Origin of the sequence: Pseudomonas sp. B6(2017) (genome assembly GCF_002112765.1) — a bacterium.
Taxonomy (GTDB): Bacteria; Pseudomonadota; Gammaproteobacteria; order Pseudomonadales; family Pseudomonadaceae; genus Aquipseudomonas; species Aquipseudomonas piscis.
Genome location: NZ_NEIQ01000019.1, coordinates 122,310 through 133,173 on the forward strand (window position 1 = coordinate 122,310; position 10,864 = coordinate 133,173).

At 61.0% G+C, this 10,864-nt stretch carries 12 protein-coding genes; 4 read left to right on the forward strand and 8 right to left on the reverse strand.

Going from position 1 to position 10,864, the window contains the following annotated elements:
* Positions 1-95 precede the first annotated feature (95 nt).
* The gene (locus CAG11_RS27440; protein WP_031320630.1) at positions 96-518 is read left to right on the forward strand and encodes an OsmC family protein; all 423 of its coding nucleotides are present in this window, start codon (positions 96-98) and stop codon (positions 516-518) included.
* 56 nt (positions 519-574) lie between these two features.
* Here the strand turns inward: CAG11_RS27440 and coq7 are convergent, their stop codons facing one another.
* From coq7 to hemJ, 6 genes are all read right to left on the reverse strand, one after another.
* Positions 575-1,222: a 2-polyprenyl-3-methyl-6-methoxy-1,4-benzoquinone monooxygenase gene (gene coq7, locus CAG11_RS27445; protein ID WP_022641396.1), complete on the reverse strand. Its 648-nt coding sequence runs from the start codon at positions 1,220-1,222 to the stop codon at positions 575-577.
* A gap of 121 nt (positions 1,223-1,343) precedes the next feature.
* Complete coding sequence (locus CAG11_RS27450) at positions 1,344-1,682, reverse strand: histidine triad nucleotide-binding protein (protein ID WP_085599158.1); 339 nt, start codon at positions 1,680-1,682, stop codon at positions 1,344-1,346.
* A 74-nt stretch (positions 1,683-1,756) separates the two neighbouring features.
* Entirely contained in the window at positions 1,757-2,545 is a 789-nt protein-coding gene (locus CAG11_RS27455; RefSeq protein WP_085599160.1) for an SDR family oxidoreductase, read from the reverse strand.
* A 61-nt stretch (positions 2,546-2,606) separates the two neighbouring features.
* Positions 2,607-3,551, reverse strand: a complete 945-nt coding sequence (locus CAG11_RS27460) for a DUF805 domain-containing protein (RefSeq protein ID WP_085599162.1) — start codon at positions 3,549-3,551, stop codon at positions 2,607-2,609.
* Positions 3,552-3,645: 94 nt separating this feature from the next.
* Positions 3,646-4,614 carry a nitronate monooxygenase family protein gene (locus CAG11_RS27465; protein WP_085599164.1) on the reverse strand — a complete coding sequence of 323 codons (969 nt, stop codon included), beginning with the start codon at positions 4,612-4,614 and terminating at the stop codon, positions 3,646-3,648.
* 32 nt (positions 4,615-4,646) lie between these two features.
* Entirely contained in the window at positions 4,647-5,078 is a 432-nt protein-coding gene (hemJ, locus tag CAG11_RS27470) for a protoporphyrinogen oxidase HemJ (RefSeq protein WP_053137565.1), read from the reverse strand.
* A gap of 136 nt (positions 5,079-5,214) precedes the next feature.
* On the opposite strand from hemJ, the gene argC reads away from it, so the two are divergent.
* Positions 5,215-6,249 (forward strand): N-acetyl-gamma-glutamyl-phosphate reductase, encoded by a 1,035-nt coding sequence (argC, locus tag CAG11_RS27475; protein ID WP_085599166.1) that lies wholly within the window; start codon positions 5,215-5,217, stop codon positions 6,247-6,249.
* 168 nt (positions 6,250-6,417) lie between these two features.
* Positions 6,418-6,768 (forward strand): iron-sulfur cluster insertion protein ErpA, encoded by a 351-nt coding sequence (gene erpA, locus CAG11_RS27480; protein WP_011063789.1) that lies wholly within the window; start codon positions 6,418-6,420, stop codon positions 6,766-6,768.
* Positions 6,769-6,837: 69 nt separating this feature from the next.
* On the opposite strand, the gene CAG11_RS27485 is transcribed toward erpA, so the two are convergent.
* Both CAG11_RS27485 and CAG11_RS27490 read right to left on the reverse strand, forming a co-directional pair.
* Positions 6,838-7,929 carry an anhydro-N-acetylmuramic acid kinase gene (locus CAG11_RS27485; protein WP_031320629.1) on the reverse strand — a complete coding sequence of 364 codons (1,092 nt, stop codon included), beginning with the start codon at positions 7,927-7,929 and terminating at the stop codon, positions 6,838-6,840.
* A 3-nt stretch (positions 7,930-7,932) separates the two neighbouring features.
* Complete coding sequence (locus CAG11_RS27490) at positions 7,933-9,354, reverse strand: peptidoglycan DD-metalloendopeptidase family protein (RefSeq protein ID WP_031320628.1); 1,422 nt, start codon at positions 9,352-9,354, stop codon at positions 7,933-7,935.
* A 209-nt stretch (positions 9,355-9,563) separates the two neighbouring features.
* Between CAG11_RS27490 and tyrS the strand changes: the two genes are divergently transcribed.
* Positions 9,564-10,763 (forward strand): tyrosine--tRNA ligase, encoded by a 1,200-nt coding sequence (tyrS, locus tag CAG11_RS27495; protein ID WP_085599168.1) that lies wholly within the window; start codon positions 9,564-9,566, stop codon positions 10,761-10,763.
* The last annotated feature ends 101 nt before the right edge of the window (positions 10,764-10,864 follow it).

Sequence of the window (10,864 nt, forward strand, 5' to 3'; positions counted from 1 at the left end):
GTGGGTCGCTTTTGGCATCAAGATGCCGCTCGCTGCGAGTCCAAACCCCTGTGCTAAGCTGGCGACCCTTTTTTAAAAGCAGTGGAGTCTGGGCGATGAAGGCACGCATCCAATGGGCTGGCGAGGCCATGTTCCTCGGTGAGTCGGGCAGTGGCCACGTGGTGGTGATGGATGGTCCGCCTGAGGCCGGTGGGCGCAACCTGGGTGTGCGTCCCATGGAAATGCTCCTGTTGGGCGTGGGCGGTTGCAGTAACTTCGATGTGGTCAGCATCCTGAAAAAGTCCCGCCAGGCGGTCGAGAGCTGCGAGGCCTTCCTGGAGGCCGAGCGTGCCAGTGAAGATCCCAAGGTCTTCACCAAGATCCACCTGCACTTCGTGGTCAAGGGCCGTGGCTTGAAGGAAGCCCAGGTCAAGCGCGCCGTGGAGCTGTCCGCCGAGAAGTACTGCTCGGCCTCGATCATGCTCGGCGCCGCCGGCGTGGCCATTACCCATGACTACGAGATCGTCGAGCTGGGCTGAACCCAGGCAGCGGCAAAAGAAAAGGGCGCCCTGGGGGCGCCCTTCTTGTTTCGCTTTCAGATCCGGTAGGTGCTCTTGGTCATGACCTTGGCCAGCAGGCTCATGCCGAATTTCACCGGTGCCGGGAAGCGGAAGCCGCCCGCTTCGAGGGCGGTCTCGGCATGGTGTTCTTCGTCGATGCGCATCTGCTCGAGGATGGCCCGGGATTTTTCGTCCTCGGGCGGCAATTGCTCCAGGTGGTCGTTCAGGTGCTTGCAGACCTGGTCCTCGGTGGCGGCGACGAACCCTAGGCTGACCTTGTCGCTGATCAGCCCGGCGGCGGCGCCGATACCGAACGACAGCCCGTAGAACAGCGGATTGAGTACGCTGGGATGACTGCCCAACTGGCGGATGCGTTGCTCGCACCAGGCCAGGTGGTCGATTTCTTCTTCGGCCGCGTGCTCCATGGCCTGGCGCACCTCGGGCAACTTGGCGGTCAGGGCCTGGCCCTGGTACAGCGCCTGGGCACAGACTTCCCCGGTATGGTTGATGCGCATCAGGCCGGCCACGTGCCGGGTGTCCTCGTCACTCATCTGCGCTTCCGGCTGCACGATGGCCGGCGACGGGCGATAAGGTTGGCCGCTGAACGGCAGCAGCGTGCGCATGGCCATATCGGCTTGCAGCAGCAGGCGGTCGATCGGCGAGTAGTGACGTTGGGTAGTCATGCTTATCTCCGGGAAGAATCACGGCGACCAGTTTACTCCAATCGATGGGGTGAAACCTGCGCTGGATCAGCGCACCTTCGCCCGGGGCGGGCGCAAGGGCGCTGGAAGAGGGGATGTTCGATCAGCCCGGAGGCCAGTTCATCTGGCGCTGACCCAGGACGTGCATGTGAATGTGGTAGACGGTCTGGCCGCCCATCTCATTGCAGTTCATCACCACTCGGAAGCCATCCTCGCAGCCTTGCTCCCTGGCCAGGCGCTGGGCGGTGAACAGGATGTGTCCGGCCAGGGCCTTGTCGTCCTCGGTGAGGTCGTTGAGGGTCCGGATGGGTTTCTTCGGGATCACCAGGAAGTGCACCGGCGCTTGCGGGGCAATGTCGTGGAAGGCCAGGACCTGGTCGTCCTCGTAGATGATCTTCGCGGGTATTTCTCTGTTGATGATCTTGGTGAACAGAGTATCCACAGCTGTTTCTCCATTGGTTGGTCCGGGCTGAGTGTACTCAGGCGCAAGCCCTGCGCCCAGCCCCGACGGGGTGTCTAGCGTGGGCAGTAGGCCCGGTTGACGTAGCCGACGATCTTGCGGGTCAACCAGCGTGAACTCAGGCGGCCAAGCTGGGCCATCCAGCGGTTCAGGCGCCCGGGAATGATGATGGCGCGGTTCTTCTCCAGGGCTCGGACGGTATACAGCGCCACTTCCTCGGGACTCATGAGCCACTTGCTGCCGTCGACCTTGCGGGTGTCCATCTGGGCGTTCTGGAAGAAGGCGGTCCGGGTCGGCCCGGGGCAGAGTACCGAGACCTTGACCGCGCATTTTTTCAGTTCTTCGCGCAGCCCTTCGGAGAAATGCAGTACATAGGCCTTGCTGGCGTAGTAGGTGCTCATCCAGGGGCCGGGGTGGAAAGCGGCCACCGAAGCGACATTGAGGATCTGCCCGCCGCCCAGCAACGCCATGCTGTTGCCCAGGGCATGGCACAGGCGGGTGAGGGCGAGGATGTTGACTTCGATCAGGTCCTGCTCGGTCATCCAGTCCTGAGCCAGGAACGGCCCGCTGGTGCCGATGCCGGCGCAGTTGACCAAAAGGTCGATCTGCCGGTCACCTTCCTCCAGCTCCAGCAGGAACCCGGACAGCCTCAGGGGCTCGCCCAGGTCGCAGGCGCGGAACAGGACCTCGACGCCGAAGCGCTGGGTCAGTTCCAGGGCGATGCTTTCCAGCTGATCACGCTGGCGGGCCACCAGTAGCAGGTTGCGGCCACGCCGGGCCAGGGCTTCGGCCATGGCCAGGCCTATGCCGCTGGAAGCACCGGTGATCAGAGCGTAACGGGTCATGCAGTTCTCCATCGCAACGGCCGACGGCCCGCGACGGGAAGGGTCGCAGGCTCGGACGCGTTTATTCTTCCTCGGATTCTACAGTGCTCGCTGCATCGGCGGCTTCAGCCGCTGCGGCCGCGGCATCGGCAGCGCTTTCGGCCTCGTCGCTGCTGGAGTCGTAGGATTCGCTGTAGCTGGTTTCGCTGTAGCGGTCTTCCAGGGAGCTCAGGCCGCCAGCGACCATGCCGATGATGATCGCGACCAGCAGCACCACCCACATCCAGGACAGGACCTTGACCGCAGTGGTGTTGGGTGGCGGTGGGGCGCCATAGCGGTTGGCCACGTTGCTGCCGGGGCTGACCATCAGCACCAGGGGGAAGACGCTGCCGACGATGGGTACGAAGTTCAGCAGCCACAGCCAGCCCGACCAGCCCAGGTCATGCAGGCGCTGTACGCTGATCTGGATGCTGACGACGATGAAGCCGATGAACACCACGGCGCCGGCGAGAATTCCCAGGCCCATGAGCAGCGTGGAGTTGAGGACTGCTGTGGTAATGACGCCGAACAAGGCTCCGGCGCCGATCACCGCCAACAGGGCCACGGTCAGCACCAGGGTCCAGGCCAGGTAGCGCAGGCGGCCGATACGTCCTTCGAAGCTGAAGACGTTGAGTGTCGCGTATTGGGGAACGGCGTCGCCGACGGTGGCCTGTGGCGGTGCGTAAGGCGAATCCGCGACGCTGGCTGGGCGCGGTGCGGCCGGGGTTACGGCCTCCAGGTTCAGCTCCAGGCCTGGTTCGGCTTCGATCCGGGCATCGAGGCCAGCGTTTTTCAGGGCTTCGAGATAGCGCTGGGCATCGGCCTGGGTCAGGTCGCGCTTGAGTTCGACCGGTTGGCCGCTGAACAGACGCTCCACTGCTGCGGTATCGGTCTTGAACAGTTCTGCGAGGTTCAGTTGCGCGGTGGACTTTTCGACACCGGGCAGCAAAGTGCCGTCGAAGACGATTTTGTAGCGGATCTCGCTCATGGGGGCTTCCCTGTCACTTGAAATGAAGGCTTACATAAAGTCGCGTAGTTTAAGGCCAGCGCCCCCCGGCTGGCCAAAAAACTATGAGAACTGGTTATCGTGCCCAGCGTTTGGGTAGCTGGGCACAACGTTCCTGGGCCCGGCGGTACTCCTTGTCCAGGCGCTCGATCAACTGGTCGATGCCGGGCAGGTCGTCGATCTCGCCAACGCCCTGGCCGGCGGACCAGACGGTTTTCCAGGCCTTGGCCTCGTCGCTGATGGGTTTGAGCTTGGCCCCGAAGTTGACGTCGCCCTTGCCTTGCAGGGCAGCCATGTCGAAGCCGGCGTTCTCCAGGCTCTGGCGCATGAAGCTGGCGGGCACTCCGGATACGGCGGCGGTGTGCACGATATCGGCGGCATGGGAGCCCAGGAGCATGTCCTTGTAGGCTTGGGGCGCGTGGCTTTCGCTGGTGGCGATGAAACGGGTGCCGAGGTAGGCGAGGTCGGCGCCCAGCACCTGGGCGGCGAGAATCTCATGCCCGTGGTTCAGGCAGCCGGCCAGCAGCAGGGTCTTGTCGAAGAACTGGCGGATCTCGGCGACCAGCGAGAACGGGCTCCAGGTCCCGGCATGGCCACCGGCTCCCGCAGCGACGGCGATCAGTCCATCGACGCCGGCCTCGGCGGCTTTTTCCGCATGGCGGCGAGTGGTCACGTCATGGAATACCAGGCCGCCGTAGCTGTGTACGGCATCCACCACTTCCTTGACCGCCCCCAGGCTGGTGATGACGATCGGTACCTTGTGCTCGATGCAGATCTGCAGATCGGCCTGCAATCGCGGGTTGCTGTTGTGCACGATCAGGTTCACGGCATAGGGCGCAGGATTCTCCAGGTTGGCCAGGCCCGCTTCGATCTCTTCCAGCCAGGCCTTGAACCCACTGCTTTCACGCTGGTTGAGCGCCGGAAAGCTGCCGACCACGCCGTTGCGACAGCAGGCCAGGACCAGTTCTGGATTGGAGATCAGGAACATCGGTGCCGCCACGACGGGCAGGCGCAAGCGTTGTTCGAGCAAAGCGGGCAGAGACATCGGTATACCCCCGGGAAAGCAGCTAGATAGAGTTAGAACGGTCGTACGACGACCAGAATTACAATAGCCAGCAATAACAGAACCGGTACTTCATTGAACCAGCGATAAAAGACATGGCTGCGGGCGTTTTCGCCACGGGCGAAGCGTTTCACCTGGGCGCCGCACATGTGGTGGTAGCCGATCAGTATCACTACCAGGGTGAGCTTGGCGTGCATCCAGCCGCCCTGGCTGAAGTAGGCACCGGGATTGAGGCTGATCAGCCCGATGCCGAAGACCAGCGCTGCGATCATTGCCGGGCCCATGATGAAGCGATAGAGCTTGCGCTCCATGACGCAGAAACGCTCGCGACTGATGCTGTCCTCGCTTTGGGCGTGATAGACGAACAGGCGCGGCAGGTAGAACAGGCCGGCGAACCAGCAGACCACGCTGACGATATGAAAGGCCTTGAGCCATAGATAGAGCATTTTTGGTTATCCCCCAGATTCACGGTGGCGCGATAGTAGAGGCTAGAGCGTCCATACGTCACCTTGACGGTTGTCGCAGGGGGTTGCCGCCCCTATTATCGGCAGCTTTCCAGTGGGTTCGTTGAGGGCAAGGTTTATGGTCAAGGTCGGTATCGTCGGCGGCACGGGTTACACCGGGGTCGAGCTATTGCGTCTGCTGGCACAGCACCCACAGGCGCGGGTAGAGGTCATCACCTCGCGATCCGAGGCGGGCCTGGCCGTAGCCGACATGTATCCGAACCTGCGTGGCCACTATGACGGCCTGTCTTTCAGCGTGCCGGATATCAAGACCCTCGGCGCCTGCGACGTGGTGTTTTTCGCCACCCCCCACGGCGTGGCCCATGCGCTGGCTGGCGAGCTGCTGGCTGCCGGGACCAAGGTCATCGACCTGTCGGCGGACTTTCGCCTGCAGGACGCCGATGAGTGGGCCAAGTGGTATGGCCAGCCCCACGGTGCTGCCGAGCTGCTGGACGAAGCGGTCTACGGTTTGCCGGAGGTCAATCGCGAGAAGATCAAGCAGGCGCGCCTGATTGCGGTTCCGGGCTGCTATCCGACGGCGACCCAGCTGGGCTTCCTGCCGCTGCTGGAGGCTGGCCTGGCTGATACGTCCCGTCTGATTGCCGACTGCAAGTCCGGTGTCAGCGGTGCAGGCCGTGGTGCCAGCGTGGGCTCGCTGTATTCGGAAACCTCCGAGAGCATGAAGGCCTATGCGGTCAAGGGGCACCGCCACCTGCCGGAAATCCGCCAGGGCCTGCGCCGGGCGGCGGGCAAGGATGTCGGCTTGACCTTCGTGCCGCACCTGACGCCAATGATCCGGGGTATCCACTCCACGCTCTATGCCACAGTCGTGGACAAGTCGGTCGATCTGCAGGCGCTGTTCGAGAAACGCTATGCCAACGAGCCGTTCGTCGATGTCATGCCGGCAGGGAGCCACCCCGAGACTCGTAGCGTGCGTGGTGCCAACGTCTGCCGGATTGCCGTGCACCGGCCGCAAGGTGATGACCTGGTGGTGGTGCTGTCGGTGATCGACAACCTGGTCAAGGGCGCTTCCGGCCAGGCCGTCCAGAACCTCAACATCCTGTTCGGCCTGGATGAGCGCCTGGGCCTGTCCCATGCGGGCATGCTGCCTTAGGGGAGTTGTTGCGTTTGAGAAAAGGCCCGTTTGACGGGCCTTTTTGCGTTCTGGGCATTGCTGTACGACTATTGATATACCGTAACAATAGTTGACCGCTTTTCTGGGAGAAGCGGATAATGCGCGTCATCACGCAGTATGGCGGCGTAACGCCGGGAGATAGTCAGCATGAGCGTTGAATCCTTCACCCCCACGGCTTTGCAATTCACTCAAGGTGCAGCGCACAAGGTGAAGACCCTGGTCGATGAAGAGGGTAATGATCGCTTGAAGCTGCGCGTATTCGTTACGGGCGGCGGTTGTTCGGGGTTCCAGTACGGTTTCACCTTCGATGAAGAAGTGGCCGAGGATGACACCATCGTTGAGCGCGAAGGTGTGAGCCTGGTTGTCGACCCCATGAGTTTCCAGTACCTGGCAGGTGCTGAGGTGGACTACCAGGAAGGCCTGGAAGGTTCGCGTTTCGTGATCAAGAACCCTAATGCCACCACTACCTGTGGTTGTGGATCGTCGTTCTCGATCTGATCGATCAGCAAGAGCCGTTTTAGAGCGCCGCAGTGGTCCATGACCCTGCGGCGTTCTGCTGTCTGGTGTTCAGGTGGGATAGATAGCACCGAGGATGCGTGGGCCGCGTGCACCTGTAACGCTAGGGCGGTTGCCGGCAATTCCCTCCAGGCAGCAATGGGCCAGCCAGGCGAAGGCCATGGCCTCTACCCAGTCCGGATCCACGCCATAAATTGCGGTGCTGTTGACCTGGGTTGCGGGTAGCAGGGTCGCCAGGCGTTGCATCAGGGCGGTGTTGTGAGCGCCGCCGCCACATACCAGCAACTCCTGAGTGGAGTCCTGGGCAGATTGCAGGGACTCGACAATGGTCTGTGCGGTCAATTCCAGCAGCGTGGCCTGGACATCCTCGGCGGTGATGGTCTGGTGCTGCGCCAATTGCTGCTGCAACCATGGGAGGTTGAAGACTTCGCGTCCCGTACTCTTTGGCCCGCGAGTGGCGAAGAACGAGTCGCTGAGCAGGGTCTTCAAGAGCAATGGATCGACCTGGCCACTGGCAGCCCATTGGCCGCCGCGATCGAAACTCTCTCCGCGCTGCAACTGGATCCAGGCATCGAGCAGTACGTTGCCTGGTCCGCAGTCGAAGCCGGCGACTGGCTTGGCGGTTTCGATCAGGCTCAGGTTGCTGAAACCGCCCACGTTCAGGACTGCCCGGTTGCCCGAGCGCTGCTCGAACAGCGCTTCATGAAATGCCGGGACCAAGGGGGCGCCTTGCCCGCCCGCTGCTACGTCACGGCTACGGAAATCACTGACGACGGTGATTCCAGTGAGCTCGGTAAGCAGCGCTGGGTTGCCGATTTGGATGGTGAAGCCGCGGCTCGGCTCATGGCGTACGGTTTGCCCATGGCTACCGATGGCCCGGATATCCAGGGCCTGCAACTGCTGTTGTCGCAGCAGGGCCCGGATGCCCTCGGCCGCCAGTTGAACCCAGTGCTGCTGGGCGATGGCGGATCGGGCGATCTCATCGGGACCGCTGGCGCACAAGCTCAGGAGCTCGGCGCGCAAGGAAGAGGGCATGGGAATGTAGTGGGTGGCGACCAGTTTGATCGCCGGGCTCTGCTCGATCAGGGCGATGTCCAGGCCATCAAGACTGGTCCCGGACATCACTCCTATATAAAGCGCCATGGCTCAGCGCTTGCTCGAGGCCAGCATCGTGGCCTTTTCCTGGTCCATGCGGGCCATCAGCGGCTGGCTCTGCTGAAGGAAGCGCGCGCGCTCGGCTTTGGCGATCGGGTCGGCCATGGGCAGCTTCTGGCCCAGAGGGTCGACGTGGACGCCGTTGACCTGGAACTCATAATGCAGGTGCGGTCCAGTGGACAGGCCGGTGGTGCCGATATAGCCGATCACTTGACCCTGTTTCACAGAGCCGCCGGTCTTGACGCCTTTGGCAAAGCCTTGCATGTGGCCGTAAAGGGTGCGGTAGGTATTGCCGTGCTGGATGATCACGGTGTTGCCGTAACCCCCGCGACGACCTGCCAGCAGGACCTTGCCATCGCCGGCGGCCTTGATTGGCGTGCCTCGTGGCGCGGCATAGTCGACCCCTTTGTGGGCGCGGATCTTGTTCAGGATGGGATGCTTGCGGCCGGCGGAGAAGCGCGAGCTGATACGGGCGAAGTCCACAGGGGTGCGGATGAACGCCTTGCGCATGCTGTTGCCGTCTGCGGTGTAGTAGCTGCTGGAGCCTTGCTTGTTGGTGTAGCGCACGGCGGTGTAGGTCTTGCCGCGGTTGGTGAAGCGCGCGGAGAGGATATTGCCGGTGCCCACCACCTTGCCGTTGACCACCTTCTGCTCGTAGATCACATCGAACTCATCGCCTTGGCGAATGTCCTGAGCGAAGTCGATGTCATAACCGAAGACGTTGGCCATATCCATGGTCAGGCTATGGGAAAGGCCGGCGCGGGCAGCGGATTGCGACAGGGAACTGTTGATGATCCCGTGGACATAGGCTGAGCGAACTACCGGCTTGGTGGTGACCTTGGCGAAGGAGAAGCCTTTGGCGCCCTTGGTCAGGGTGATGGTCTCAAGGTCGCTGACCTTGCTGTGAAGCTTGTTCAACTGGCCGTCGGGCGAGAGTTCGAACTCGAGCTTTTGGCCGTGCTTGAGCTGGGAGAATTGCTTGGCTTGCTTGTCGCTGGCCAGCACCTCATGGACAGCCGTGGCTGGCAGGCCGACCTTCTCGAACAGGGTCGAGAGGGTGTCACCCTTCGCGACTATGACTTCTCGATGTCCTGGAGCCTTGGGTTCTTCCGCGATGGGAGGGGCTGGCTCGCTTTCGGCCGTTTCGGTGGGGGCTTGGGCTGCGTCGTCGATCTGCGCAAATGGCGATGCAACCGCCTCGTTTGTGGCTTGCTCGACGGATGCAGCGTCTTGATCTTGTCGCAGTTGCTCGATCGGACTTTCCAGATCAAGACTCAATGTCGTTTTCTTTGCCTCGACATCGCTGGAAGGAAATACCAGCAAGGCCAGACTGAGGAGGGCTGCTATGCCGCTGGCGGCGAGCAGGTGGCTCTTCGGATAAAGCGGTGGCGCTTTAGGCGGTTCGGTGCTCATAGGTAATTTGACTTTGAAAAGATGAAATGGAAAAGATGAATGACATGATGAAGATGAAATAACTGTATAAAATATAACCAAATCATCTGTGACGCAAGCGTACGGACACTCCCGTCTCCCGATGTATCCGTACGCCGGGCAAAACTTGTAATTAGTCCGTGATCTTGTATGGTTGGTTCCTTTTTGAATCTGAGCCTTGCGGGTCTGTTATGAAGTCGGTTGAAGAACAGCTAGCGCTGATCAAACGTGGTGCGGAAGAGTTGTTGGTCGAGTCCGAGCTGATCGAGAAGCTCAAGCGTGGCGAGCCGCTACGTATCAAGGCAGGCTTCGACCCGACTGCCCCGGACCTGCATCTCGGTCATACAGTGCTTATTAATAAGCTGCGCCAGTTCCAGGAGCTGGGGCACAAGGTGATCTTCCTGATCGGCGACTTCACCGGGATGATCGGTGATCCAAGTGGCAAGAGCGCTACTCGGCCACCGCTGACTCGCGAGCAGGTTCTGGATAACGCCGAAACCTACAAGAACCAGGTCTTCAAGATCCTGGATCCCGCCAAGACCGAAGTGGCATTCAACTCAACCTGGATGGACAAGATGGGGCCGGCGGACTTTATTCGCCTGACTTCCCAGTACACGGTTGCGCGCATGCTGGAGCGAGATGACTTCGACAAGCGCTACTCCACCAATCAACCGATCGCCATTCACGAGTTCCTCTATCCGCTGGTGCAAGGCTACGACTCGGTAGCCCTGCGTGCCGACGTCGAGTTGGGTGGTACCGATCAGAAGTTCAACTTGCTGATGGGGCGTGAGCTGCAGCGTAGTTATGGCCAGGAAGCGCAGTGCATCCTGACGATGCCTTTGCTTGAAGGGCTGGATGGCGTCAAGAAGATGTCCAAGTCCCTGGGTAACTATGTAGGTATCCAGGAAGCACCGGGAGTGATGTACAGCAAGCTGGTTTCCATCCCCGATGCCTTGATGTGGCGCTATTTCGAACTGCTCAGCTTCCGCTCGATGGATGAAATCAATGCATTCCGGGCTGACGTGGAGGCTGGTGCCAACCCGCGTGATATCAAGATCAAGCTGGCCGAAGAGATCGTGGCGCGTTTCCATGGCGAAGAAGCTGCTGCGAATGCTCATCGTGCTGCCGGTAACCGTATGAAGGATGGCGAGCTTCCGGATGACCTGCCCGAGGTTGAGCTGGTGGCGGATGAAGATATGCCGATTGCTGCTGTCCTTAATAAGGCAGGGCTGGTGAAGAACTCCGCCGCGGCTCGCGATCTTCTCGGGTCTGGCGGTGTGCGCGTAGATGGTCAAGTAGTGGATCGTGCCTTTATATGCGTGCTGGGTTCTACCTATGTCTGTCAGGCTGGCAAGAAGGCTTTTGCGCGCATTACACTTAAATCCGAATAAACCTGAAAATAAGTGTTGACGGCGAGTTTAATGTCTCTATAATTCGCCCCACTTCCGGCGCAGTCGAAACGGAAAACTCCTTGAGATTCAACGAGTTACGA

Coding starts and splice junctions, on each gene's coding strand:
- CAG11_RS27490 (WP_031320628.1), bottom strand. CDS start 9,354: ATGAGCACCGAACCGCCTAAAGCGCCACCGCTTTATCCGAAGAGCCAC.
- CAG11_RS27460 (WP_085599162.1), bottom strand. CDS start 3,551: ATGAGCGAGATCCGCTACAAAATCGTCTTCGACGGCACTTTGCTGCCC.
- erpA (WP_011063789.1), top strand. CDS start 6,418: ATGAGCGTTGAATCCTTCACCCCCACGGCTTTGCAATTCACTCAAGGT.
- coq7 (WP_022641396.1), bottom strand. CDS start 1,222: ATGACTACCCAACGTCACTACTCGCCGATCGACCGCCTGCTGCTGCAA.
- CAG11_RS27440 (WP_031320630.1), top strand. CDS start 96: ATGAAGGCACGCATCCAATGGGCTGGCGAGGCCATGTTCCTCGGTGAG.
- argC (WP_085599166.1), top strand. CDS start 5,215: ATGGTCAAGGTCGGTATCGTCGGCGGCACGGGTTACACCGGGGTCGAG.
- CAG11_RS27455 (WP_085599160.1), bottom strand. CDS start 2,545: ATGACCCGTTACGCTCTGATCACCGGTGCTTCCAGCGGCATAGGCCTG.
- hemJ (WP_053137565.1), bottom strand. CDS start 5,078: ATGCTCTATCTATGGCTCAAGGCCTTTCATATCGTCAGCGTGGTCTGC.
- CAG11_RS27485 (WP_031320629.1), bottom strand. CDS start 7,929: ATGGCGCTTTATATAGGAGTGATGTCCGGGACCAGTCTTGATGGCCTG.
- CAG11_RS27465 (WP_085599164.1), bottom strand. CDS start 4,614: ATGTCTCTGCCCGCTTTGCTCGAACAACGCTTGCGCCTGCCCGTCGTG.
- tyrS (WP_085599168.1), top strand. CDS start 9,564: ATGAAGTCGGTTGAAGAACAGCTAGCGCTGATCAAACGTGGTGCGGAA.